Source organism: Streptomyces sp. NPDC057249 (assembly GCF_042669245.1).
Taxonomy (GTDB): domain Bacteria; phylum Actinomycetota; class Actinomycetes; order Streptomycetales; family Streptomycetaceae; genus Streptomyces.
Window position 1 is genome coordinate 225,208 of the sequence record NZ_JBHUXS010000004.1, and the last position, 22,952, is coordinate 248,159.

23 protein-coding genes are annotated in these 22,952 nt (G+C 73.1%); 13 read left to right on the forward strand and 10 right to left on the reverse strand.

Features of this window, described 5'->3' with window-relative positions:
* Positions 1-296: 296 nt before the first annotated feature.
* From infC to ACFUJY_RS09725, 9 genes are all read left to right on the forward strand, one after another.
* Entirely contained in the window at positions 297-959 is a 663-nt protein-coding gene (gene infC, locus ACFUJY_RS09685; RefSeq protein ID WP_383297465.1) for a translation initiation factor IF-3, read from the forward strand.
* A gap of 121 nt (positions 960-1,080) precedes the next feature.
* Entirely contained in the window at positions 1,081-1,275 is a 195-nt protein-coding gene (gene rpmI / locus ACFUJY_RS09690; protein ID WP_018103793.1) for a 50S ribosomal protein L35, read from the forward strand.
* A 107-nt stretch (positions 1,276-1,382) separates the two neighbouring features.
* Positions 1,383-1,766: a 50S ribosomal protein L20 gene (gene rplT, locus ACFUJY_RS09695; RefSeq protein ID WP_018103794.1), complete on the forward strand. Its 384-nt coding sequence runs from the start codon at positions 1,383-1,385 to the stop codon at positions 1,764-1,766.
* Between the two features lie 130 nt (positions 1,767-1,896).
* Positions 1,897-2,739 carry a TrmH family RNA methyltransferase gene (locus ACFUJY_RS09700; protein WP_383296991.1) on the forward strand — a complete coding sequence of 281 codons (843 nt, stop codon included), beginning with the start codon at positions 1,897-1,899 and terminating at the stop codon, positions 2,737-2,739.
* Positions 2,740-2,859: 120 nt separating this feature from the next.
* The gene (locus ACFUJY_RS09705; RefSeq protein ID WP_383296993.1) at positions 2,860-4,011 is read left to right on the forward strand and encodes an ATP-binding protein; all 1,152 of its coding nucleotides are present in this window, start codon (positions 2,860-2,862) and stop codon (positions 4,009-4,011) included.
* 155 nt (positions 4,012-4,166) lie between these two features.
* Entirely contained in the window at positions 4,167-5,294 is a 1,128-nt protein-coding gene (pheS, locus tag ACFUJY_RS09710) for a phenylalanine--tRNA ligase subunit alpha (RefSeq protein WP_383296996.1), read from the forward strand.
* Positions 5,294-7,804 (forward strand): phenylalanine--tRNA ligase subunit beta, encoded by a 2,511-nt coding sequence (gene pheT, locus ACFUJY_RS09715; protein ID WP_383296999.1) that lies wholly within the window; start codon positions 5,294-5,296, stop codon positions 7,802-7,804. The genes pheS and pheT overlap by 1 nt, the downstream gene beginning before the upstream one ends.
* A 311-nt stretch (positions 7,805-8,115) precedes the next feature.
* Complete coding sequence (locus ACFUJY_RS09720) at positions 8,116-9,468, forward strand: transcriptional regulator (RefSeq protein ID WP_383297002.1); 1,353 nt, start codon at positions 8,116-8,118, stop codon at positions 9,466-9,468.
* A 50-nt stretch (positions 9,469-9,518) separates the two neighbouring features.
* Entirely contained in the window at positions 9,519-10,049 is a 531-nt protein-coding gene (locus tag ACFUJY_RS09725) for an NUDIX hydrolase (RefSeq protein WP_383297004.1), read from the forward strand.
* Between the two features lie 56 nt (positions 10,050-10,105).
* Here the strand turns inward: ACFUJY_RS09725 and ACFUJY_RS09730 are convergent, their stop codons facing one another.
* On the reverse strand, positions 10,106-10,966 hold the full coding sequence (locus ACFUJY_RS09730; RefSeq protein WP_383297006.1) for a 3-hydroxybutyryl-CoA dehydrogenase: 861 nt from the start codon (positions 10,964-10,966) through the stop codon (positions 10,106-10,108).
* 233 nt (positions 10,967-11,199) lie between these two features.
* Between ACFUJY_RS09730 and ACFUJY_RS09735 the strand changes: the two genes are divergently transcribed.
* Complete coding sequence (locus ACFUJY_RS09735) at positions 11,200-12,438, forward strand: glycoside hydrolase family 10 protein (RefSeq protein WP_383297009.1); 1,239 nt, start codon at positions 11,200-11,202, stop codon at positions 12,436-12,438.
* 3 nt (positions 12,439-12,441) lie between these two features.
* Here the strand turns inward: ACFUJY_RS09735 and ACFUJY_RS09740 are convergent, their stop codons facing one another.
* Both ACFUJY_RS09740 and ACFUJY_RS09745 read right to left on the reverse strand, forming a co-directional pair.
* Positions 12,442-12,657 (reverse strand): DUF1918 domain-containing protein, encoded by a 216-nt coding sequence (locus tag ACFUJY_RS09740; RefSeq protein ID WP_383297012.1) that lies wholly within the window; start codon positions 12,655-12,657, stop codon positions 12,442-12,444.
* 50 nt (positions 12,658-12,707) lie between these two features.
* Positions 12,708-13,652: a DMT family transporter gene (locus ACFUJY_RS09745; protein ID WP_383297015.1), complete on the reverse strand. Its 945-nt coding sequence runs from the start codon at positions 13,650-13,652 to the stop codon at positions 12,708-12,710.
* On the opposite strand from ACFUJY_RS09745, the gene ACFUJY_RS09750 reads away from it, so the two are divergent.
* Positions 13,651-15,117 (forward strand): PLP-dependent aminotransferase family protein, encoded by a 1,467-nt coding sequence (locus tag ACFUJY_RS09750; RefSeq protein WP_383297018.1) that lies wholly within the window; start codon positions 13,651-13,653, stop codon positions 15,115-15,117. The genes ACFUJY_RS09745 and ACFUJY_RS09750 overlap by 2 nt on opposite strands.
* A 69-nt stretch (positions 15,118-15,186) precedes the next feature.
* Positions 15,187-15,750: a histidine phosphatase family protein gene (locus tag ACFUJY_RS09755; RefSeq protein WP_383297020.1), complete on the forward strand. Its 564-nt coding sequence runs from the start codon at positions 15,187-15,189 to the stop codon at positions 15,748-15,750.
* Positions 15,751-15,816: 66 nt separating this feature from the next.
* Here ACFUJY_RS09755 and ACFUJY_RS09760 read toward each other — a convergent pair whose 3' ends face one another.
* The 3 genes from ACFUJY_RS09760 to ACFUJY_RS09770 all read right to left on the reverse strand — a co-directional run bounded on the left by ACFUJY_RS09760 (position 15,817) and on the right by ACFUJY_RS09770 (position 18,203).
* Positions 15,817-16,563, reverse strand: a complete 747-nt coding sequence (locus ACFUJY_RS09760) for a Clp protease N-terminal domain-containing protein (protein WP_383297023.1) — start codon at positions 16,561-16,563, stop codon at positions 15,817-15,819.
* Between the two features lie 124 nt (positions 16,564-16,687).
* Complete coding sequence (locus ACFUJY_RS09765; RefSeq protein ID WP_383297026.1) at positions 16,688-17,185, reverse strand: peptidylprolyl isomerase; 498 nt, start codon at positions 17,183-17,185, stop codon at positions 16,688-16,690.
* Between the two features lie 223 nt (positions 17,186-17,408).
* Positions 17,409-18,203, reverse strand: a complete 795-nt coding sequence (locus ACFUJY_RS09770; protein WP_383297028.1) for a LysR family substrate-binding domain-containing protein — start codon at positions 18,201-18,203, stop codon at positions 17,409-17,411.
* 58 nt (positions 18,204-18,261) lie between these two features.
* On the opposite strand from ACFUJY_RS09770, the gene ACFUJY_RS09775 reads away from it, so the two are divergent.
* On the forward strand, positions 18,262-18,666 hold the full coding sequence (locus ACFUJY_RS09775; RefSeq protein ID WP_383297030.1) for a DUF5997 family protein: 405 nt from the start codon (positions 18,262-18,264) through the stop codon (positions 18,664-18,666).
* 58 nt (positions 18,667-18,724) lie between these two features.
* Here the strand turns inward: ACFUJY_RS09775 and ACFUJY_RS09780 are convergent, their stop codons facing one another.
* From ACFUJY_RS09780 to ACFUJY_RS09795, 4 genes are all read right to left on the reverse strand, one after another.
* Entirely contained in the window at positions 18,725-20,206 is a 1,482-nt protein-coding gene (locus ACFUJY_RS09780; protein WP_383297467.1) for an FG-GAP-like repeat-containing protein, read from the reverse strand.
* A gap of 178 nt (positions 20,207-20,384) precedes the next feature.
* On the reverse strand, positions 20,385-21,383 hold the full coding sequence (gene gap / locus ACFUJY_RS09785) for a type I glyceraldehyde-3-phosphate dehydrogenase (protein WP_383297033.1): 999 nt from the start codon (positions 21,381-21,383) through the stop codon (positions 20,385-20,387).
* Between the two features lie 118 nt (positions 21,384-21,501).
* Complete coding sequence (locus ACFUJY_RS09790; protein ID WP_383297037.1) at positions 21,502-22,458, reverse strand: GlxA family transcriptional regulator; 957 nt, start codon at positions 22,456-22,458, stop codon at positions 21,502-21,504.
* Positions 22,458-22,892 (reverse strand): VOC family protein, encoded by a 435-nt coding sequence (locus tag ACFUJY_RS09795; protein WP_383297040.1) that lies wholly within the window; start codon positions 22,890-22,892, stop codon positions 22,458-22,460. The genes ACFUJY_RS09790 and ACFUJY_RS09795 overlap by 1 nt, the downstream gene beginning before the upstream one ends.
* Between the last annotated feature and the right edge of the window lie 60 nt (positions 22,893-22,952).

Here is a 22,952-nt window from a genome sequence, read left to right on the forward strand (position 1 = left end):
TAGGGTGACGACCGGCCGGACAGCTATGTGCCCGGCCCACAAGTGGAGGCTCCGCTCTCCCACCTGGCCGCCCTCAGGGCGGCGGGTCACCGGTCAGGTGGTGCCCATCGTTCCGTACGGACGATGGAGCCGCCCGATGCGCCCCGCGGTTCACCGTGGCGGTGTTCCGGTTTTCCAGGAGCCCCGCCTGTGTCCCGTTCGGGGCATTTTTCTTGCTCCGATGCGGTTGGTCTGTCTGAAACAGACGTTACGCGGCTGTCCGCCAGGCGGTCGCGTGGTGCTACCGAGGAGGATCCATCAGCGCCGAGCCCCGCATCAACGACCGGATTCGCGTGCCCGAGGTGCGACTTGTCGGTCCCAGCGGCGAGCAGGTCGGGATTGTGCCGCTTGCCAAGGCCCTGGAACTCGCACAGGAGTACGACCTCGACCTGGTCGAGGTGGCGGCAACCGCCCGTCCGCCCGTGTGCAAGCTCATGGACTACGGGAAGTTCAAGTACGAGTCGGCCATGAAGGCCCGTGAAGCGCGCAAGAACCAGGCGCACACGGTCATCAAGGAGATGAAGCTCCGGCCGAAGATCGACCCGCACGACTATGACACCAAGAAGGGTCACGTCGTCCGGTTCCTCAAGCAGGGCGACAAGGTCAAGATCACGATCATGTTCCGCGGTCGTGAGCAGTCCCGCCCCGAGCTGGGCTTCCGGCTGCTCCAGCGTCTCGCTTCGGACGTGGAGGAACTCGGCTTCATCGAGTCCAACCCGAAGCAGGACGGCCGGAACATGATCATGGTTCTGGGCCCGCACAAGAAGAAGACCGAAGCCATGGCCGAGGCCCGCGAGGCCCAGGCCGCCCGCAAGGCGGAGCGCCAGGGGAACAACACCCCCGACGCCGCGCCCGCGGAGAAGGCCCCCGAGGCTCCGGCCGAGGCGGCGCCCGAGGCCGAGACACCTTCCGAGGCGTGACCGCGGGGGGTGCCACCCAGGCACCCCCGGGTCCCCCCCGGAACCACCACCAAGATCTGACGCCCCTGCAGTCCGGTGCCCGCACCGAGAGGGGCGCCACTGACGAGGAGAGAACGGCGCGATGCCGAAGAACAAGACGCACAGCGGTGCCAGCAAGCGCTTCAAGATCACCGGCTCCGGCAAGGTGCTCCGCGAGCGGGCCGGCAAGCGCCACCTGCTCGAGCACAAGTCGTCCAAGAAGACGCGCTCGCTGACCGGCACGGTCGTCGCGGCTCCGGCCGACGCCAAGAAGGTCAAGAAGCTTCTCGGCAAGTGAGGCCGTCGTCCCCGGTGAGCCCGGGGACACGCCCTCGATCCGACCGGGACCAATTCGTTTCCGGGTCGTGTGAGTACGACCACGGCCCCGCTACAAGGAGTTAACAAGTGGCACGCGTCAAGCGGGCAGTCAACGCCCACAAGAAGCGCCGGGCGATCCTCGAGCAGGCCAGCGGTTACCGCGGTCAGCGTTCGCGCCTGTACCGCAAGGCCAAGGAGCAGGTCACCCACTCCCTGGTCTACAACTACAACGACCGCAAGAAGCGCAAGGGCGACTTCCGTCAGCTCTGGATTCAGCGCATCAACGCGGCTGCCCGCCAGAACGGCATGACGTACAACCGCCTCATCCAGGGTCTGAAGGCCGCCAACATCGAGGTGGACCGCAAGATCCTGGCCGAGCTCGCGGTCAACGACGCCAACGCGTTCGCCGCCCTCGTCGAGGTCGCCCAGAAGGCCCTCCCGAGCGACGTCAACGCCCCGAAGGCCGCCTGACCCCCAGGCCGCACTTCCTGGTTTGAGCCGGACCCGCAGGCGCTCGCCGTCTGCGGGTCCGGTGCGTTGCACCCCCGGCTCCACCCGCCACGACCCGCACCCTCGTACGCAGAGAGGCTCGCCGCCGATCATGGGCATCCCCGAACTGATCTCCCCGCGTTCGCCGCGGGTCGCCGCCGCCCGGCGGCTGGCCCGGCGCAACTTCCGCGGCAAGGAGCGCAGGTTCATCGCCGAGGGGCCGCAGGCCGTGCGCGAGGCCGCCGAGCACCGGGGCGACGACGGACAGCCGACCCTGGTCGAACTCTTCGCCACCGTCGAGGCCGCCGACCGCTACGCCGCCATCGTCGACGCCGCCCACGCGGCCGGCGCCCGCGTCCACCTCGCCGGTCCCGACGTCCTGGCCGACGTCTCCCAGACCGTCACCCCGCAGGGCCTCATCGGGGTCTGCCGCTTCCTCGACTCGCCCTTCGACGCGATCCTCGCGGCCCGGCCCAGGCTCGTCGCCGTCCTGGCCCACGTCCGCGACCCCGGCAACGCCGGCACGGTGCTGCGCTGCGCCGACGCGGCGGGCGCCGACGCGGTGGTCCTGACCGACGCCTCCGTCGACCTGTACAACCCCAAGTCGGTGCGGGCCTCGGTCGGTTCGCTCTTCCACCTGCCGGTCGCCGTGGGCGTCCCCGTCGAACAGGCCGTACACGGGCTGCGCGAGGCGGGCGTCCGCATCCTGGCCGCCGACGGGGCGGGCGCGGACGACCTGGACGACGAACTGGACGCCGGCACCATGGGCGGACCCACCGCCTGGGTCTTCGGCAACGAGGCGTGGGGCCTGCCGGAGGAGACCCGCGCCCTGGCCGACGCCGTGGTACGGGTGCCGATCCACGGCAAGGCGGAGAGCCTGAACCTCGCCACCGCCGCCGCCGTCTGCCTCTACGCCTCCGCGCGCGCCCAGCGCCCCCGCCGCACCACCGGCTGAGCCCTCTCCGCGCCCTCCACTTCGACGGAGAGCCGCCACAGGGTGTCGCTGCGTCACCAACGACTAGTAGGGTGACGCACTCGGGGGCCCACTGCACCGGTTCGAGAGTGGGGTACGGGAATGGCTGTCGGCATGAGCGGGCCGCGCGCGGCACACGCGGCTGTCGTGCGCGCCGACGGCGGACCTCAGGGCCCCGCCGTCACGGACGCCGCGGCGGGCGGCCTCGGGCTGGACCCCGACGACCTCCCCGACGGGCTCGTCGTCGCCGACGGGACCGGCCGGATCATCTGCTTCAACGCCGCCGCCGTCCGCATCACCGCCGTGCCCAAGGCCGCCGCCCTCGGCCGCCCGGTGGAGCAGGTGCTGCCGCTCGAAGACCTCAAGGGCCGCCGCTGGTGGGAGCTGACCGACCCGTACGGCGGCCTCGCCACCCGGACCGGCCAGCCCGAGCGCAACCTCCTGCTGCCCGGCGGGCGCGAGGTCCTGGTCTCCGCCCGCTATGTGCGCGAGGCCCCCACCGGCCCCGTCCGCCGCCTGGTCGTCAGCCTGCGCGGCACGGAGGCCCGCCGCCGCACCGAGCGCAGCGACGCCGAGCTCATCGCGACCGTCGCCCACGAACTGCGCTCGCCGCTGACCTCGGTCAAGGGCTTCACGGCGACGCTCCTGGCCAAGTGGGAACGTTTCACCGACGACCAGAAGCGCCTGATGCTGGAAACGGTGTACGCCGACGCCAACCGGGTCACCCGCCTCATCACCGAGCTCCTGGACATCTCCCGGATCGACTCCGGCCGCCTGGAGCTGCGCCGCCAGCCCGTCGACCTGTCCGCCGCCGTCGAGCGCCACGTGCAGGCGCACACCGCGGCCGGCCAGGACCCCGGCCGCTTCCTCGTCCGCACCTGCCAGCCGCTGCCCGCGGTGTGGGCCGACCCGGACAAGGTCGACCAGGTGCTCGGCAACCTGCTGGAAAACGCGGTGCGGCACGGCGAGGGAACTGTCACCATCGACGTGGCACCCGCACCGGCGAAGAGCGACGAGAGGGGAGCGGCCGTCACCGTGAGCGACGAAGGTCCCGGCATCCCCGAGGAGTCCATGAGCCGCGTCTTCACCCGCTTCTGGCGGGGCAGCAAGCGCGGCGGCACGGGCCTGGGCCTCTACATCGTCAAGGGCATCGTCGAGGCTCACGGCGGTACCATCACGGTCGGCCGCGGCCCCGGAGGCGGCGCGGAGTTCCGATTTATGCTGCCCGTGAGCACGCCGGCCTACCTGAGTTAAGGCCCCGAGCGGCCCACGGGCGCCCCACCCGCCCCGCGACCCTTAGACTCGACCCTTGGCACCTTTGCGTCCTCCGGTCTTCGAGCGAGGTCACGGGGGTCCGGGAGTATCCCCCGGTAAGCGCAGCACTCAGCCAATCGGAAGTACGGGAAGAGATGTCGGCACCGAACAAGTCGTACGACCCAGTCGAGGTCGAGGCACTGAAACCGGAAGAGATCGAGCGCATCCGGGACGAGGCGCTCGCCGCCTTCGCCGCCGCGGGTGACCTCGACGCGCTCGCCCAGGCGAAGACCGCGCACACCGGTGGCACCTCGCCCCTGTCGCTCGCCAACCGCGAGATCGGCGCACTGCCCCCGCAGGCCAAGGCCGAGGCCGGCAAGCGCGTCGGCCAGGCCCGCGCCGCCGTGGGCCGCGCCCTCGCGGCCCGCCAGGCGGAGCTGGAGGCCGAGCGTGACGCCCGCGTGCTGGTCGAGGAGGCGGTGGACGTCACCCTGCCCTACGACCGCACCCCGGCCGGCGCCCGCCACCCGCTGACGACCTTCATGGAGCGCGTCGCCGACGTCTTCGTGGCCATGGGCTACGAGATCGCCGAGGGCCCCGAGGCCGAGGCCGAGTGGTTCAACTTCGACGCCCTCAACTTCGTGCCCGACCACCCGGCCCGGCAGATGCAGGACACCTTCTTCGTCCAGGGCGCCGACGGCGCGAAGAACGACGAGTCCGGTGTCGTCCTGCGTACGCACACCTCCCCGGTCCAGGCCCGTACCCTGCTCGACCGCGAGCCCCCCGTCTACGTCGTCTGCCCCGGCCGCGTCTACCGCACCGACGAGCTCGACGCCACGCACACCCCGGTCTTCCACCAGATCGAGCTGCTCGCCGTGGACGAGGGCCTGACCATGGCCGACCTGAAGGGCACCCTCGACCACATGGTCCAGGCGCTCTTCGGCCCGGACATGAAGACCCGGCTGCGGCCGAACTTCTTCCCGTTCACCGAGCCGTCCGCCGAGATGGACATGGTCTGCTACGTCTGCCGCGGCGCCTCCGTCGGCAACCCGGACCGCCCCTGCCGCACCTGCGGCAGCGAGGGCTGGATCGAGCTCGGCGGCTGCGGCATGGTCAACCCCAAGGTGCTCACCGCCTGCGGCGTCGACCCCCGGAAGTACAGCGGATTCGCCTTCGGGTTCGGCATCGAACGGATGCTGATGTTCCGCCACAACGTCGAAGACATGCGAGACATGGTCGAAGGTGACGTCCGGTTCACCCGGCCCTTCGGGATGGAGATCTGATGCGCGTCCCGCTTTCCTGGCTGCGGGAATACGTCGACCTGCCGGCCACCGAGACCGGCCGCGACGTGCAGGCCAAGCTGGTCGCCGTCGGCCTGGAGGTCGAGACGGTCGAGCAGACCGGTGCCGGCCTCACCGGCCCCCTGGTCGTCGGACAGGTGCTGACCATCGAGGAGCTGGAGGGCTTCAAGAAGCCGATCCGCTTCTGCACGGTCGACGTCGGCACCGCCAACGGCACCGGCGAACCGCAGGAGATCGTCTGCGGCGCCCGCAACTTCGCCGTCGGCGACAAGGTCGTCGTGGTCCTGCCCGGCGCCGTGCTCCCCGGCGACTTCGCGATCGCCGCCCGCAAGACGTACGGCAAGACCTCGCACGGCATGATCTGCTCCGCCGACGAGCTCGGCATGGGGGACGACGGCACCCACGGGATCATCGTGCTCCCGCCCGAGTACGAGGTCGGCACCGACGCGATCGAGCTCCTGGAGCTCCGCGACGAGGTCCTGGACATCGCCGTCACGCCCGACCGCGGCTACTGCCTGTCCATGCGCGGCGTCGCCCGCGAGGCCGCCGTCGCCTACGGCCTGCCGCTGCGCGACCCGGCGCTCCTGGACGTGCCCGCGCCCAACGCCTACGGCTACCCGGTCAAGGTCTCCGACCCCCTCGGCTGCTCCCGCTTCACCGCGCGCACCGTCGTCGGACTCCAGCCCGAGGCCCGCACCCCGATCTGGATGCAGCGCCGGCTGCAGAAGGCGGGCATGCGCCCGATCTCGCTCGCCGTCGACGTCACCAACTACGTGATGCTGGAACTCGGCCAGCCGCTGCACGCCTACGACCGGACCCGGATCGACGGCCCGATCGGGGTCCGCCGCGCCGAGCAGGGCGAGAAGCTCACCACGCTGGACGGCGCGGTCCGCGTCCTGGACTCCGGCGACCTCGTCATCACCGACAACCGCGGCCCCATCGGCCTCGCGGGCGTCATGGGCGGCGCGGACACGGAGATCGCCGACGCCGCCGAGGGCGCGCACACCGCCGAGGTGGTCATCGAGGCCGCGCACTTCGACGCGATCTCGATCGCCCGCACCGCGCGCCGCCACAAGCTGCCCTCCGAGGCGTCCAAGCGCTTCGAGCGCGGCGTCGACCCGCAGGCCGCCGCCGCTGCCGCGCAGCGCACCGTCGACCTGCTGGTCCTCCTGGCCGGCGGCACCGCCGAGGCGGGCGTCACCGAGGTCAGCGCCCCGTCCGCGCCCCGCACCATCACGATGCCGGCCGACCACCCCGACAAGGTCGCCGGCGTGGCCTACGGCCGCGAGACCGTCGTCCGCCGCCTCCAGGAGGTCGGCTGCGACGTCTACGGGCAGGACGAGCTCCTGGTCACCACGCCGTCCTGGCGACCCGACCTCACCGAGCCGAACGACCTGGCCGAAGAGGTCATCCGCCTGGAGGGCTACGAGAACCTGCCCTCCACGCTCCCGACGCCGCCCTCCGGCCGCGGCCTCACCGACCGCCAGCGGCTCCACCGCCGCGTCGGCAGGGCGCTCGCGGGCGCCGGTTACGTCGAGGCGCTGAACTACCCGTTCATCGGCGAGGCGGTCCTCGACCAGCTCGGCCTGGAGGCGGACGACGCCCGCCGCCGCACGGTCAAGCTGGTCAACCCGCTCTCCGACGAGGAGCCCTCGCTGCGCACCACGCTGCTGCCGGGCCTCCTCGGCGCACTGCGGCGCAACGACGGCCGCGGCAGCCACGACCTCGCGCTCTTCGAGACCGGTCTCGTCTTCAGGCCCACCGGCCAGGAGACCAAGCCCGTCCGTCTGCCCGTCGACCGCCGCCCCTCGGACCAGGACATCGCGGCGCTCGACGCCGCGCTCCCGCGTCAGCCGCGCCGCGCCGCCGTCGTCCTCGCGGGCGCCCGCGAGCAGGCCGGCTGGTGGGGCGAGGGCCGCCCGGCCGACTGGGCGGACTCCGTCGAGGCCGCGCGTGCCGTCGCCCGCGAGGCCGGGGTCGAGGTCACCGTCCGCGCCGACCGGCACGCCCCCTGGCACCCGGGCCGCTGCGCCGCGCTGTACGTGACCGTGGCCGGCCAGGAGACCCTGTTCGGGCACGCGGGCGAGCTGCACCCGCGCGTGATCAAGGAGCTGCACCTCCCCGAGCGCACCTGCGCCATGGAGGTCGACCTCGACATTCTGGAGCAGGCCGTCGACGGCGTCCTGCGGGCCCCGCGGATCTCCACCTTCCCGGTGGCGACCCAGGACGTCGCGCTGGTCGTCGGCGAGGACGTGCCGGCCGCCGACGTGGAGCGCGCGCTCCGCGAGGGCGCGGGCGAACTGCTGGAGTCGCTGCGGCTGTTCGACGTCTTCACCGGCGAGCAGATCGGCGCGGGCAGCAAGTCCCTGGCGTACGCGCTGCGCTTCCGCGCCACCGACCGGACGCTGACGGTCGATGAAGCGAGCGCCGCCCGTGACGCGGCGGTGGCCCTGGCCGCCGAGCGTACGGGCGCGGTGCTGCGCGGAGCGTAGTCACCGCGCGAAGCACGAGAAGGAGGGGCGTGTCCGGCCACCGGACACGCCCCTCCTGTGTGCTCGCCGTCCGCCTCCGCCGCGGAGTGTCGGGCAGGCCGGCGGGGGGACCGCGCGGCTGCGGGCCGCCTTGCTGTACGAGGGGGAGCAGACGGCCCGTCCGCGCCCTGCGAGGGCATTCATTCAAGCGAGCCGCCGGCCGCTCCGGCAGCGTGCGCGGAGGGACGGTTCGGGCATTCCGTTCACACCCCGTGTGAATCGTGCTCCACTGGGGCGACACGTCCTGGCGTGCCGAACCACCGGAGGGGCACATGGGGCCGAGGGAGCCCAATACCGCGCTGGAGGCCCTGATCGAGGAGGCCGGTGTCTCCCGGGCGGGACTGGCCGCCCATGTGAACCGGGCCGGCCGGGCGCGCGGTCTCGGACTGCGGTACGAACACACCGCCGTCGCCCGCTGGCTGAAGGGCCAGCGCCCGCGCGGCCAGGTGCCCGACCTGATCTGCGAGGTACTGGGAAACCGCCTGCGCAGGGCCGTGTCGCTGGACGACATCGGCATGGCGGTCCCCGACGGCGGCCACCCGCCCGTCCGGGGCTCCTCGCTCACCGGCTTCGTGGAACGGGCCACCGGGGTGTGGCGCTGCGACGCCCAGCAGCGCCCGCACGTCGTCACCGCTCCGGCGGTCACCGGGACCGGTGCCGTGATGCCCGTCTGGGAGTGGGAGAACCCGCCGGAGGACGCCGATGTGTCGAGGGCCGGGCCGTCCGGGGTCGGCGCGGCCGATCTGGAAACCCTGCGGGCCGCCCGTGACCACTACGAACTGATGTACCGCAGGGCGGGCGGGATCGCGACGCGGGCGCGCGTCGTCGGCTTCCTCAACGCCGGGGCCGCCCCGCTGCTGCGCGGCGGCTACAGCGACGCGACGGGCCGTCAGCTGCACCGCGCGACGGGCGCGTTGGTGGCCGTGGCGGGCATCTGCGCCTACGACTCCGACGCACACGGTCTCGCCCAGCGCTACTTCCACCAGGCGCTGCGGCTGGCCAAGGCGAGCGGGGACCGGGCGCTCGGCGGCTATGTGATCGCGCTGCTGGTCAACCAGTCGCTGTTCCTCGCCGAGTTCCGCCAGTCCGTCGCCTTCGCCGAGGCCGCCCTGCGCGCGGCCGGCCGCGAGATCACCCCCGCGCTCGCGGCCGACCTGCACGCGATGCAGGCCAAGGCGTACGCCCGGCTCGGGGACCGGGGCAGCGCGCTGGCGTGCATCGGCCGCGCCGAGTCCGAGGCCGCCCGCATCAGGCCGGGCCGGGAGCCGGACGAGACGGGCTACGTGCAGCCGGGCCTGGTCGATGTGCAGGTGGCGGAGGCGCTGCTGAGCCTCGGGGACCTGCCGGCCGCCCGGGAGCACGCGGTGGCGGCGGTCCGCAGCCCCGCGCACGACCGGGGCCGGGTCCATCGCCTCGCCGTGCTCACCACGGTCGAGCTGCGCCGGGGCGAGGCGGACCGGGCGGCGGCCACGGCGGTCGAGATGGCGGACCGGGCCCGGGGCATGGAGTCGCAGCGGCTGCGGGACCGGCTGCTGGCGGTCCGCGCGGAGCTGGCCGCCGGCGGGAGCGCCGACGCGGAACGGGCGGCTGCCCGCGTGGAGGGGGCGCTGCGCGTACCGCTGTGAGCGGAAGTCTGCTGCGATACGGCCACCGGCGATCGAAAGGTGGCAGAACCGTGCAGTGGACGAACCTGAACGAGCAACCCGTGTATGAGAACCGTTGGTTCCGGGTCAACCTGGCCGATGTCGAGCTTCCCGGCGGCGGCCGGCTCGACCACTTCGTCATCCGGCTGCGCCCGGTGGCCGCGGCCACCGTCGTCAACGCGGCGAACGAGGTGCTGCTGCTGTGGCGGCACCGCTTCATCACCGACAGCTGGGGCTGGGAGCTGGCGGCGGGCGTCGTGGAGGACGGCGAATCACCGGCGGTGGCGGCGGCCCGCGAGATGGAGGAGGAGACCGGCTGGCGCCCCGGCCCGCTCAACCCGCTGCTGACCGTGGAACCCTCCAACGGCCTCACCGACGCCCGGCACCACTTCTACTGGGGCGAGGAGGCCGACTGGACGGGCGAACCGCGCGACGCCTTCGAATCCTCGCGCCGCGAGTGGATACCCCTGAAGCTGATCCCCGACCTGGTCGCCCGCGGCGAGGTCCCGGCGGCGGGCATGGCGGCCGGCCTGCTGATGCTGCACCACTTACGACTGGGCTGAGCCGCGTCCCGTACGCGCGAGGGCTCCGCGGCCCCCGCGCGTACGGGTCCGAGGCGTCACGCGTACGGGTAGAACCCCGACCCCGTCTTCCGGCCCAGCCGGCCCGCGTCGACCATGCGCTGGAGCAGCGGGGGAGCGGCGTACAGGGGCTCCTTGTACTCGGCGTACATCGAGTCCGCGACCGAGGCGACCGTGTCCAGGCCGATGAGGTCCGCGAGCTTGAGCGGGCCCATCGGGTGGGCGCAGCCCATCTCCATGCCGTTGTCGATGTCCTCGCGGCTGGCGATGCCCGACTCGAACATCCGGATCGCCGAGAGCAGGTACGGAATCAGCAGGGCGTTCACGACGAAACCGGAGCGGTCCTGGGCGCGGATCGGGTGCTTGCCCAGTATGTCCTGGACCACGGCCTCGGAGCGCTTGATCGTCTCGTCCGAGGTGGTCAGCGCGGGGATCAGCTCCACGAGCCGCTGCACCGGCGCCGGGTTGAAGAAGTGGATGCCGATGACCTGGTCCGGGCGGGAGGTCGCGACGGCCAGCTTGACCAGCGGGATCGAGGAGGTGTTGGACGCCAGGATCGCGTCCGGGCGGGTCACCACCTGGTCGAGCACCTGGAAGATCTCGGTCTTGACCTGCTCGTTCTCCACGACGGCCTCGATGACGAGGTCGCGGTCGGCGAACTCGCCGAGGTCCGTGGTGAAGCTGAGCCGGCCCAGGGTCTCGTCGCGCTCCTCCGCCGTGATCTTGCCGCGCTCGGCGGCCTTCGACAGGGAGTTGTGGAGCCGGGTCCGGCCGATCTCCAGCGCCTCGCCGGTCGTCTCGGCCACCTTGACGTCGAGGCCGCTGCGCGCGCACACCTCCGCGATGCCCGCGCCCATCTGGCCGCAGCCCACCACTCCGACGCGTGCAATGTCGGCCATAGAGTCCGTCACCTCGTGCCTTTCGCTGTTCCCGTTCGGCGGCTTCCGTCTGGTTCCGGGCTCCACCACGACTCCCCGACGTTACTCCGCGCCTTCCCGAGGATGGCAGGCCGGGGCGTGCATGCTCGGCTCTGGACACCCCCTGTGCCCGGAATGCCGGGATACGGCAGGGATGGGATGTACGGAGAGAGAGCGGGTGCGACGCGATGCGAGGAATGGCCCGGAGAGGCTTCATGACGGGTGCGGCCGGGGTGGTGGGCGCGGCCGCGGTGGCCGGTGACGCGGTGGCGCGGCCCCGGCGGGCGCGGGGGTGGCCGGGGCCCGCCGGCGGGCGGGACGTGGTCCGGCGCGAACTGCGCGGCATGTGGGTGGCGACCGTCGCCAACACGGACTGGCCGTCGAAGCCGGGCCTGTCCGCCGCCGCGCAGCGGGACGAGCTGGCCGCCCACCTCGACCGGGCGGTGGCGCGGAAGCTGAACGCGGTGATCCTCCAGGTCCGCCCGACCGCCGACGCGCTGTGGCCGTCGGCGTACGAGCCGTGGGCCGAGTGCCTGACCGGGACGCAGGGCAAGGACCCCGGCTGGGACCCGCTCGGCACCGCCGTCCGGGAGGCGCACGACCGGGGCCTGGAGCTGCACGCCTGGTTCAACCCGTACCGGGTCGCCAACCACACCGACCCGTCCCGCCTGACCGCCTCCCACCCCGCGCGCCGCCATCCCGGCTGGGTACTCCCGTACGGCGGCAGGCTCTATTACGACCCGGGCCTGCCCGAGGTCCGCGCCTTCGTCCAGGACGCCATGCTCGACGCGGTCCGCCGCTACGACATCGACGCCGTGCACTGGGACGACTACTTCTACCCGTATCCGGTGGCCGGCCAGAGCTTCCCGGACGGCGCCGCCTACGAGAAGTACGGCGCCGGTTTCCCCGACCGGGCGGCCTGGCGCCGCGACAACACGGACCGGCTGGTGCGCGAGATGTCCGAGCGCGTCAAGGCGCTGAAGCCCGGCGTCCGCTTCGGCGTCAGCCCCTTCGGCGTCTGGCGCAACGCGGACACGGACCCGGCGGGCTCGCGGACGCGGGCGGGGGTGCAGACGTACGACGACCTGTACGCGGACACGCGCGGGTGGATCAAGAAGGGCTGGCTGGACCACGTCGTCCCGCAGCTGTACTGGCACATCGGCAACGCCGCCGCGGATTACGCCGCGCTCGTGCCGTGGTGGTCCGACACCGTACGCGGGACGGGCGTCGACCTCTTCATCGGCGAGGCGCTGTACAAGTGCGGCGACCCGGCCCAGCCCGACGCCTGGCAGGACCCGGCGGAGCTGTCCCGCCACATCGACCTCGCGGCCGGGCACGACCAGGTCCGCGGTCACGCGTACTTCTCGGCGAAGAGCGTGGCGGCGGACCGGATCGGCGCGATGGACCGGGTGGTCGCCGACCACTACCGGAGCCGCGCGAGGCCGCCGCGCTGACGGTCAGGTGATGTCCGCGTCCCGGCCCGACGCGCAGCCCGTGTGCTGGACGACGGTGTCGGGGCCCGGCGCGAGCAGATGTTCGTGTCCGTCCTCGAAGCGGACGCGGTACGGGGGAGAGCCCCCGGTCCCGAGCACTTCGACGACCTCCGCGACCCGGTCGTGCTGCCCCACGGTCCTGCCGTGCGTCAGCAGCCGGTCGCCCTGGTGTGCCTCCATCGGGAGTGACCTCCTCGCGGGTGGCGTTGCGTGCCGTGCTGCTGACCAGTCTAGGCCCGGGTGCGGACCGCGCGCTGGGTGAGCGCGATGCAGACCAGGACCGCGACGGCCGCCACCGGGGCCGCCGCCGCGATCTCCTCGCCGAGCAGGAAGAACGACCAGAACAGGGTGAGCAGCGGCTGGGCGAGCTGGAGCTGGCTGGCCCGGGCGACCCCGATCTCCGCCATGCCCCGGTACCAGACGTACAGCCCGAGGAACGTGGAGACGGCCGACACCCAGACCAGCCCGACGACCCCGTGCGTGTTCAGGTGCACCGGCTCGTACGCCAGCGCGACGGCGGCGCCCGCGAGGTTGAGCGGCAGCGTGAGGATCAGCGCCCAGCCCGTCACCTGCCAGCCCGGCATCACCTTCGCCAGCCTGCCGCCCTCCGTGTACCCGGCCGCGCACACCAGCAGCGCACCGAACAGGAAGAGGTCGCCGGCCGACAGCGCCCCGCCGCTCTGCGCCACGGTGAAGGCGATCACCACGGCCGCCCCGGCCACCGCCGCCGCCCAGAAGGCGCGGGGCGGACGCGTCCCCGTCCGCAGCGAGGAGAAGACCGCCGTGGTCAGCGGGAGCAGCCCCACGACCACCGCGGCGTGCGAGGTCGTGGACGTCCGCAGCGCCAGCGTCGTCAGCAGCGGGAAGCCGACCACCACCCCGCCGGCCACGACGGCCAGCCCCGCCCAGTGCTCGCGGGCCGGCACCCGGACCCGGCCCGCGAGGAGGAATCCGCCGGCCGCCGCCGCCGCGAGCAGACCGCGCAGCGCGACGAGGGTCCAGGGGCCGAAGCTCTCCAGGCCCCAGGCGGTGGAGGGGAAGGTCAGCGAGAACGTCACCACGCCCAGCAGCGCGAGCAGCGTTCCCCGGCGGGCCGGGGCGGACGGGCTCGGGCGGACCTCGGCGGCGGTGACCGCTATCGTCTTCGGCGCAGTAGCGCTACTCTTTATCCTCATGCATGAGCGTAGCAGTGTGGCGGATCTGGTAACAATCCTGCGGTCCGAGCTCGACCGCTACTCGCCGGGTGAGAAGCTGCCGTCGAGCCGGGCCCTGGTGGAGCGCTTCCGGGCCGGCCCCGCGACCGTGTCGCGGGCCGTCGCCCAGCTCGCCGCCGAAGGGCTCGTCGTGACCCGCCCCGGTTCCGGCGCCTACCGGGCACAGCCCGCCGCCCGCCCGGCGCCCCCGGCCGGTGACACCTCCTGGCAGGAGGTCTCGCTCAGCGGCGCCGGCTCCCCGGAGGCGGTGCCCCGCAGCGTCGACGTCTCCGGCCTCCTGTTCAGCCTCGCCGCCCCGCCCACCGGGGTCATCGAGCTCAACGGCGGCTATCTGCACGCCTCGCTCCAGCCCGAACGGGCCCTGGCGGCCGCCCTGGCCCGGGCCGGCCGCCGCCCGGGTGCGTGGAGCCGCCCGCCCATCGACGGGCTCACCGAACTGCGCGCCTGGTTCGCCCGCGACATCGGGCCGTCGCTCGGCGCCGCCGACGTGCTGATCACCGCGGGCGGACAGAGCGCCCTGGCCACCGCGCTGCGGGCCCTCGCCCCGCCCGGCGCGCCCGTGCTGGTGGAGTCGCCCACCTACCCCGGCATGCTGGCGGCGGCCCGCGCGGCCGGGCTGCGGCCGGTGCCGGTCCCGGTGGACTCCGAGGGCATCCGCCCCGACCTGCTCGCCGCCGCGTTCCGGGCGACCGGGGCCCGCGTCGTCGTCTGCCAGCCGCTGTTCCAGAACCCGACGGGGACGGTGCTCTCCGCGGCCCGGCGCCCCGAGGTCGTCCGGATCGCCCGGGAGGCGGGGGCCTTCGTCATCGAGGACGACTTCGCCCGGCTCCTCGCGCACGACGACGCGGGCCCGCTGCCGCGGCCGCTCGCCGCCGACGACCCCGACGGTGTCGTCGTCCACACCCGCTCGCTCACCAAGGCCGCGTCGCCCAGCTTGCGGGTGGGCGCGCTGGCCGCCCGCGGCCCGGCCCTGGAGCGGCTGCGCTCCATCCAGATCGTGGACAGCTTCTTCGTCCCCAGGCCGCTCCAGGAGGCCGCGCTCGAACTGGTCGGCTCGCCGGCCTGGGCCCGCCATCTGCGCGCCGTGTCGGCCGAACTCGGCGCCCGCCGCACCGCCATGACGGCGGCCCTGAGGACGGCCCTGCCGGGCCTCGGGCTGCCCCACGTGCCGGCCGGGGGCGGCTACCTCTGGCTGGCCCTGCCCGGCTCCGAGGCGGGCACGGACGAGTCCGCGATGGTGCAGTCCGCCCTGCGCGCGGGCGTGGCCGTCGCCCCGGGGCGCCCGTACTTCTCCGCCGAACCCCCGGCGGCGCACATCCGCCTGAGCTTCGCCTCGGTCGCCGGGCCGCCGGAGCTCACGGAGGGCGTACGCCGACTCCGTACCGCCTGGGAGGGCACCCCGGCGGTCCGGCCGCCCGTCCCCTGACCTACTCCGGCGTAGGAGTGCGCGAACGACCTCTTGACCCGCGTCGCGATCCGCCCCACGATCGCGGCCATGAGTGTTCGGGTCACGCTCCTCGCCGCGGCGCGCGGCTCCGCCCTGCTCGGCGAGCGATTCGACGACGACCGGCCGCTCGACGAGGCCGGGTGGTACGCGGTGCAGTTCGCCGCCCCGGCCCTGGCGCCCCTGGGCTCCGCCGAGTTGCGCTACTGCTCGCCGACCCCGCGCAGCCGGGCCACCGGCGAGGCGCTGGGCTTCCACCCCCTGGTCCAGCCGGCCCTGCGCGACTGCGACATGGGGCGGTGGCGGGGCCGTACCCTCGCCGAGGTCACCGCCCGGGAGCCGGCGGCCGTGGACGCCTGGCTGGCGGACCCCCGTTCCGCGCCGCACGGCGGAGAGCCGCTGCTCGCCTTCATCTCGCGGATAGGCGGCTGGCTGGACACCCGCCCCGCCTGTGACGGCGCGATCGTCGCCGTCGCCGAACCCGCCGTGGTCCGGGCCGCCCTCGTGTACGCGCTGAAGGCCCCGCCGGCCACGTACTGGAACGTCGACGTCGGCCCGCTCTCCACCGTCACCCTCTCCGGCCGCTCGCGCCGCTGGAGCCTGCGCCTGGAGTAGGGGCCCGCCGGGGGCGGACGCGGCGGGGCGGGCCGACGTCGACGGCGGCCGGGCGGGTCACCCCTCCTAGGCGGGCGTCTCCTTGCCGGCCGTGAGGATCGACAGCGCCTCGGCGATGGCCTGCTCGGCGGCCGCCTTGTCGATGCCGAGGCCGCTCAGCACGCCGGAGCCGTCCTCGTGCTCCAGCAGGGCGAGCAGGATGTGCTCGGTGCCGACGTAGTTGTGCCCCATCCGCAGTGCCTCGCGGAAGGTGAGCTCCAGCGCCTTGCGCGCGTCGGCGTTGTACGGGATCAGCTCGGGGATCTCCCCCTCGGTGGCCGGGGGCAGTGCCTCGGCGGCCGCCTGCCGGACGGAGTCCAGGACCACGCCCTGGGCCTTGATGAACGCCGCCGCGAGGGCTTCGGGCTCGCTGAGCAGGCCGAGGACGAGGTGTGCGGTGCCGATCTCGGTGTTGCCGGCCGCCCGGGCCTCGTTCTGGGCCGCCATCACCACGTTCTTGGCACGCTGCGTGAAGCGGCCGAAGCCCTGGCTCGGGTCGAGGGCGGCGCCCTCGCCGGGGTCCTTGGCGACGAAGCGCTTCTGGGCGGCCTGCCGGGTCACGCCCATGCTCTTGCCGATGTCGGTCCAGGAGGCGCCGGAGCGGCGCGCCTGGTCCACGAAGTGGCCGATCAGGTGGTCGGCGACGTCGCCGAGGTGGTCGGCGGCGATGACGGCGTCCTGGAGCTGGTCCAGGGCGTCGGTGTGCACCTTCTTGATGGCCGCGATCAGGTCGTCGAGACGGATGGGCTGCGAGGGGACTACGGGATGCGTCATGTGTCAACCGTAAGTTGACAGTGGGTGCGTGTCAACTATCGGTTGACAGTGCATGTGTCCCCGGATGCGCGAAACGCGCCGCCCGACGGGAGACGTCGGACGGCGCGTTCGGTGCGGGCCGGGCTCAGAGGATGCCGGAGTCCGCGATGGTGATCTTCGCCTGGGTGCGGCCGCTCTGCGAGCCGAGGCCCTCGATGCGCTTGACCAGGACCATGCTGTCCTCGTCCGCGACCTCGCCGAAGACGACGTGCTTGCCGTCCAGCCAGGACGTCACGATCGTCGTGATGAAGAACTGCGAACCGTTCGAGTTCGGTCCGGCGTTGGCCATCGAGAGCAGACCCGGCTTGGTGTGCTTCAGCTGGAAGTTCTCGTCGGCGAACTTGTTGCCGTAGATGCTCTTGCCGCCCGTGCCGTCGCCGCGCGTGAAGTCGCCGCCCTGGAGCATGAACTCCGGGATGACCCGGTGGAAGGAGGAGCCCTTGTAGCCGAAGCCGTTCTGGCCGGTCGCCAGCTGGCGGAAGTTCTCGGCGGTCTTGGGAACGATGTCGTCGAACAGATTGAAGACGATCCGCCCGGCGGGCTCGTCGTTGATGGTGATGTCGAAGTAAACCTGGCTCGTCATACAACCATCCTGACATCCGCCCGAACGTGCCCGACGCCCGGCCCGCCGGACACCGGCCCTCCCGCCGGTCCGCTCCCGGAGCAGACCCGCGTGACCGCCGTGGTGGGCGTACTCGCCGATCCGGCGGTGGCAGGTCCGGCGGAGCTCCGCCCCGCCGCCCGTGCAGGGCGCCGAGTCCTCCAGGTCCTCCCGATGCCGCGGGCGGGTCCGACGACGGCGCGGGTCACGGCCTCCGGCGGGGCTTGCCCCGCTTCGGCGCGGCGCCGCCCTTGGCGCCCCGCGCCGCCCCCTTCGCTCCGCCGGAACGGCCCGATCCGCCCCGGGAGCCCTTCCCCGAGCCCGTACCGGACGCGCGCTTCGCCCTGTCCTTGTCCTTGGCCTTCGGCTGGGCGGCGGACGCCGCCCCCGCCCGGCCGCGCGAGCTGTTCACCGTCCGGCCGCGCACGATGCCGATGAAGTCCTCCACCTGGTCGGTGGTCTTCTTCTGCGGCCACGACAGCGCGACGCGCGACTCCGGCGCGTCCGTCAGCGGCCGGTACGTCAGGTCCTTGCGATGGTGCAGCCGTGCCAGCGACTGGGGGACGACGAGGACGCCGATGCCCGCCGCCACCAGCTCGACGGCGTCCGCCGTGGTCGCCGGCCGCTCCAGCGCCGGCCGCCCGGGCAGCTGCTCCCAGGGCAGGGCGTCGTCCATCGGGTGGAGCACGATCTCGTCGGCCAGCTCCGTGACCGACAGCTCGTCCACCGCCGCGACCAGGTGGTCCTTGGGGACCACGACGACCGTGGTCTCCGTGTACAGCGGGATCGCGCTGAGGTCCGTGCCCTCGACCGGCAGCCGGAGGAACGCTGCGTCGGCGTCACCGGCGCGCAGCAGTTCCTGGGCGCCGTGCGCGGGGACCTGGACGAGGGCCAGGGGGATGTCCGGCAGGCGCTCGTTCCAGATCCGCACCCATTTGGCGGGGGTCACTCCGGGGACGTACGCCAGCCGGAACGAGGGGGTTGCTTCGGGGCCTGTCACCCCGCCAGGTTACCGGCCGTGGTCGAGGGCGCCGCACGCGCTGGATACCCTTGACCTCATGAAGTCCCACCAGACCGCCCAGACGATGAAGCCCGCGACCGCGGCGAAGAAGCTGGGTGTGTACCTCGACGCCACCCCCGCCGAATTTCAGGAGGGTGTCGTCTCGCGCGCCGAGCTGGCGGCCCTCCAGGCCGATCCGCCCCAGTGGCTGCGCGACCTGCGGAACAACGGCCCGCACCCCCGCCCGGTCGTCGCGTCCAAGCTGGGCGTCTCCATCTCGGGCCTGGCCCGCGGCGGGGTCACCGAGGCGCTGACCACCGAGCAGATCGACGCCCTGAAGCAGGACAACCCCGAGTGGCTGCGGAAGGAGCGCGCCACCCAGGCGGACGTCCGCAAGGAGAACATCCGCATCAAGGAGCGGAACGCCGAGCGTGAGGCCAAGGCGCGCGACGAGCGCTCCTGACGCCTGAAGCACGTCGTGGGACCCGTTCCGCGGCTGCGGAACGGGCCCCACGGTCTGCTCAGTAGCTGTAGAGCCCGGCCCCGTTGTCGCCGGCCACGTTCGAGCCGAACCGTGCCTGCTTCACGAGGGTGCCCAGGTCCACCGGGTTGAAGGCGAGAGAGCCGGTGGTGGTCAGCCCCGTCGAGGTGCCGCGCAGCGACCAGACCGCGCCGCCGTCCGCGATCGCCTCCAGGTTCTCGTCGGGGGCGCCGGCCGTCAGATCCGCCCTGCCGTCCCCGGTGACGTCCAGCAGCCGCACCGCACCGCCGAAGTGGTCACCCGTCTCCGCCACCCCGGGCATGCCCGTCGTGTCCTGGTGGAAGGACTTCGCGCCGGTGCCGCTCAGCCCGCCGGGCCCGCCCCTCAGCAGCACCACCGCGCCCGCACCCGCCTTGGACTCCAGGGCCTCGAACGGCACGCCCACCGCGAGGTCGTCGTACCCGTCGCCGTTGACGTCGCCCGCGCTCAGCCGGGCGCCGAACTGGTCGCCCTTCTCGCCGACACCCGGCACGCCGGCGGTGTCCTGGGTGATCACCCGGGTCCGGGTGGTGCTCACCCCGGACGCCGAGCCGTAGTAGATCTTGACGGTGCCCGGGTCCGCGGGGAAGTCCTCGTAGATGCCGTTCGGCACCACGCGGACGGCGAGGTCGTCCTTGCCGTCGTGGTCGAAGTCGCCGACCGCCGGGGACGAGCCGGAGGGCAGCCGGGTGGAGGTCGTCGAGAGGCCCGCGGGGGTGCCCAGCCACAGGCTCCCTCCCTCGGAGTGCTCCTCGTAGCTGAAGAAGGTGCACAGGTCGTCGATGCCGTCGCCGTTGAAGTCGCCCACGGCGGGGTTGTCCATGAAGTTGTCCGACGTGAACATGGTCACCCGCTGCTCGCGGACCGGCTCCCCGGACCGGCTGAACGGTCCGTACAGCACGCTCCGCTGTTCGAGGTCCCCGTCCCCCCAGCCGTGCGCCATCATCAGGTCCGCGTCGCCGTCGCCGTTGAAGTCGCCGGCGATGACGTTGTTCCCGATGCTCTCGTTCGCGGGGCCGGGGACGCGCACCGCACCCTCGCCGGAGAGGCCGCCCGTGCGCCCCCACAGGATGATGACGGAGCCGAAGTTGTTCATCTCCGGGACCGCTTCGCTGGTGTACAGCGCGAGGTCGGTCAGACCGTCGTGGTCGAGGTCGGCGGGGACCATCCGGAAGCCGAAGCCGTGGCCCTCCCCGGGATCGCCCGGCACACCCGGCGTGCTCTGGTCGATGGTCGTGGTGTGCGCGGTGCTCAGGCCCTGGGCGGAGCCGTAGGCCACGGTGATGTAACCGGCGTAGGGCTGTCCGCCGACCGGGGCGCCGGAGGCGGCGACGACGACGTCCTGGTACCCGTCACCGTTGAAGTCCTCGCGGACGGTGGTGCCTGCCGTTCCCCCGGCCGTGCCCGCGGGTCCGCTGCCGGGCGCCGCGACGGCCACGCCGCCGGTCAGCGCCGTGGCGGCACAGACGGCCACGGTCAGCATGGTGCGAATGCCCACGAAATTCTCCTTGCTCGCGTACGTGGAGCCAATGGCGTACGAGGTGTGAGGGCTCGCATAGGAGACACGTACGGCGCGGAGAAGGTTGCACGGCGAACGGAGGGTGAACTCGGCGCGCGGCCAAGGGAGTCGGGGGCGACCGCGCGCCGCCCCCGCGCCCGTTCTAGCGGCCGGCCAGCAGGGTGAGGGTGTCGATCACCCGGTTGGAGAAGCCCCACTCGTTGTCGTACCAGGCGGACACCTTGATGTGGCGTCCGTCGACCCGGGTGAGCTCCGAGTCGAAGACGGAGGACGCCGGGTTGCCGGTGATGTCGGCCGACACGAGCGGGTCCTCGGAGTATTCGAGTACGCCCGCGAGCGGCCCCTCGGCCGCCGTCCGGTACGCCTCCAGCACCTGATCGCGGGTCACGTCCCGCGCCACGGTGGTGTTCAGCTCCACGATCGACCCGACCGGGACCGGAACCCGGATGGAGTCGCCCGACAGCTTGCCGTCGAGCCGGGGCAGCACCAGCCCGATCGCCTTCGCGGCGCCGGTCGTGGTCGGCACGATGTTCACGCCGGCGGCGCGGGCGCGGCGGGCGTCGCGGTGCGGGCCGTCCTGGAGGTTCTGCTCCTGGGTGTAGGCGTGCACGGTCGTCATGAAGCCGTGCTCGATGCCGGCGAGGTCGTCCAGGACCTTGGCCAGCGGCGCGAGGGCGTTGGTCGTGCAGGAGGCGTTCGACACGATCGTGTGCAGCTCGGGGTCGTACGCGTCGCTGTTGACGCCGTACGCGAGCGTCACGTCCGCCCCGTCCGAGGGCGCGGCGACCAGCACCCGCTTCGCCCCGGCGTCGAGGTGGGCGCGGGCGGCCTTCGCCGAGGTGAAGCGGCCGGTGGCCTCCACGGCGATGTCGACGCCCAGCTCCGCCCAGGGCAGCCGCCCGGGCTCCCGCTCGGCGAGCACCTTGATCCGGCGGCCGTCCACGACGAGGGTGTCCCCGTCCACGGTGACCGGGCGGCCCAGCCGGCCGGCGGTGGTGTCGAACGCCAGCAGCCGGGCGAGGGTGGCGGGCTCCGAGAGGTCGTTGACGGCGACCAGGTCGAGGTCGCTGTCGCGTTCGAGCAGCGCGCGCAGCACGTTGCGTCCGATGCGGCCGAATCCGTTGATGGCGATGCGAGTCACGTGAGATGTCCCTTCTCTCTTCGCCCTCAACGATCGCGCTCGCCGCGCGCTCCGGACAGCGGCGTGATCGCCACGGTCCGCAAGTATCCCGCCAGCCGCCCCGGGGCGGCGGTATGCCCTATTCGCCCTTGGCGAAGGTGCGCCGGTACTCGCTCGGGGTGGTGCCCAGGATGCGCTGGAAGTGCAGCCGCAGGTTCGCGCCGGTCCCGAGCCCCACGTCGGCGGCGATCTGCTCGACGGCGCGCTCCGAGCGTTCGAGGAGTTCGCGGGCCATGTCGATGCGGGCCCGCATCACCCACTGCATCGGGGTGTAACCGGTGTCCTCGGCGAACCGCCGCGAGAACGTGCGGGGAGAGACCGCCGCGTGCCGGGCCAGCGCGTCGAGCGTGAGGGGTTCGCCGAGGCGGTGCAGCGCCCACTCACGGGTGGCCGCGAACCGCTCGCCCAGCGGCTCGGGCACGCTGCGCGGCACGTACTGCGCCTGCCCGCCGCTGCGGTACGGGGCCGCGACGAGCCGCCGCGCCGCGTGGTTGGACGCGGCGATGCCCAGGTCGCCGCGCAGCACGTGCAGGCACAGGTCGATCCCGGACGCGGCACCGGCCGAGGTGAGGACGCTGCCCTCGTCGACGAACAGCACGTTCTCGTCCACCCGGACCAGCGGGTACTTCGCGGCGAGCGCCCGTGTGTAGTGCCAGTGCGTGGTGGCCCGGCGCCCGTCGAGCAGCCCGGTCGCGGCGAGCGCGAAGGCCCCGGTCGAGATGGCGGCGAGCCGCGCCCCCCGCTCGTGCGCGGCGACCAGGGCGTCGATCACCGCCCGGGGCGGATTCTCCCGGTCCGGCTGCCGGTACCCCGGTACGAAGACGATGTCCGCCCACGCCAGCGCGGCGAGCCCGTGCGTGACGTGGTACGCGAGCCCGTCACCCCCGGTCACCAGCCCCGGGGCAGCCCCGCACACCCGTACCTCGTACGGCATGCTCGCGCGGGTCGTGAACACCTGAGCCGGGATGCCCACGTCGAGCGGCTTGGCCCCGTCGAGCACGAGGACGGCGACACGGTGCAGACGGGCCTCGGTCATCAGTCGAGGCAGAACTCGTTGCCCTCGACGTCCTGCATGTTGAGGCAGGACTCGTTCTCCTCGTCGGCGAGCAGCAGCCTCCCGCGCACCGCGCCGAGCGGGAGGAGCCGCGCGCACTCGGCCTCGAGGGCGGCCAGCCGCTCCTCGCCCTTGAGCCCGGTGCCCACGCGGACATCGAGGTGCACCCGGTTCTTGGCGGCCTTGCCCTCGGGGACCTTCTGGAAGTACATGCGCGGACCGGCGCCGGTGGGGTCGGAGGCCGCGAACCAGGTGTTCCGCTCCTCGGCCGGCAGCGAGGCGTTGTACGCGTCCCAGGAGTCGAACCCCTCCGGCGGTTCCGGCGGGACGTACCCCAGCACCGCGCACCAGAAGCGCCCCACGCGCTCGGGGTCCGCGCAGTCGAAGGTCACCTGGAAGTGCTTGATCGTCGCCATGGGGCCACCCTAGAGGGCGGATCGGACGCCGCTCCAGCGGAAGATCTTTGCATAAAAGTG

Coding starts and splice junctions, on each gene's coding strand:
- ACFUJY_RS09745 (WP_383297015.1), bottom strand. CDS start 13,652: ATGAGGATAAAGAGTAGCGCTACTGCGCCGAAGACGATAGCGGTCACC.
- ACFUJY_RS09775 (WP_383297030.1), top strand. CDS start 18,262: ATGAAGTCCCACCAGACCGCCCAGACGATGAAGCCCGCGACCGCGGCG.
- rpmI (WP_018103793.1), top strand. CDS start 1,081: ATGCCGAAGAACAAGACGCACAGCGGTGCCAGCAAGCGCTTCAAGATC.
- ACFUJY_RS09705 (WP_383296993.1), top strand. CDS start 2,860: ATGGCTGTCGGCATGAGCGGGCCGCGCGCGGCACACGCGGCTGTCGTG.
- ACFUJY_RS09795 (WP_383297040.1), bottom strand. CDS start 22,892: ATGGCGACGATCAAGCACTTCCAGGTGACCTTCGACTGCGCGGACCCC.
- ACFUJY_RS09750 (WP_383297018.1), top strand. CDS start 13,651: ATGCATGAGCGTAGCAGTGTGGCGGATCTGGTAACAATCCTGCGGTCC.
- ACFUJY_RS09780 (WP_383297467.1), bottom strand. CDS start 20,206: ATGCTGACCGTGGCCGTCTGTGCCGCCACGGCGCTGACCGGCGGCGTG.
- ACFUJY_RS09755 (WP_383297020.1), top strand. CDS start 15,187: ATGAGTGTTCGGGTCACGCTCCTCGCCGCGGCGCGCGGCTCCGCCCTG.
- ACFUJY_RS09700 (WP_383296991.1), top strand. CDS start 1,897: ATGGGCATCCCCGAACTGATCTCCCCGCGTTCGCCGCGGGTCGCCGCC.
- ACFUJY_RS09760 (WP_383297023.1), bottom strand. CDS start 16,563: ATGACGCATCCCGTAGTCCCCTCGCAGCCCATCCGTCTCGACGACCTG.
- ACFUJY_RS09720 (WP_383297002.1), top strand. CDS start 8,116: ATGGGGCCGAGGGAGCCCAATACCGCGCTGGAGGCCCTGATCGAGGAG.
- ACFUJY_RS09790 (WP_383297037.1), bottom strand. CDS start 22,458: ATGACCGAGGCCCGTCTGCACCGTGTCGCCGTCCTCGTGCTCGACGGG.
- ACFUJY_RS09735 (WP_383297009.1), top strand. CDS start 11,200: ATGACGGGTGCGGCCGGGGTGGTGGGCGCGGCCGCGGTGGCCGGTGAC.
- pheT (WP_383296999.1), top strand. CDS start 5,294: ATGCGCGTCCCGCTTTCCTGGCTGCGGGAATACGTCGACCTGCCGGCC.
- ACFUJY_RS09730 (WP_383297006.1), bottom strand. CDS start 10,966: ATGGCCGACATTGCACGCGTCGGAGTGGTGGGCTGCGGCCAGATGGGC.
- ACFUJY_RS09765 (WP_383297026.1), bottom strand. CDS start 17,185: ATGACGAGCCAGGTTTACTTCGACATCACCATCAACGACGAGCCCGCC.
- ACFUJY_RS09740 (WP_383297012.1), bottom strand. CDS start 12,657: ATGGAGGCACACCAGGGCGACCGGCTGCTGACGCACGGCAGGACCGTG.
- pheS (WP_383296996.1), top strand. CDS start 4,167: ATGTCGGCACCGAACAAGTCGTACGACCCAGTCGAGGTCGAGGCACTG.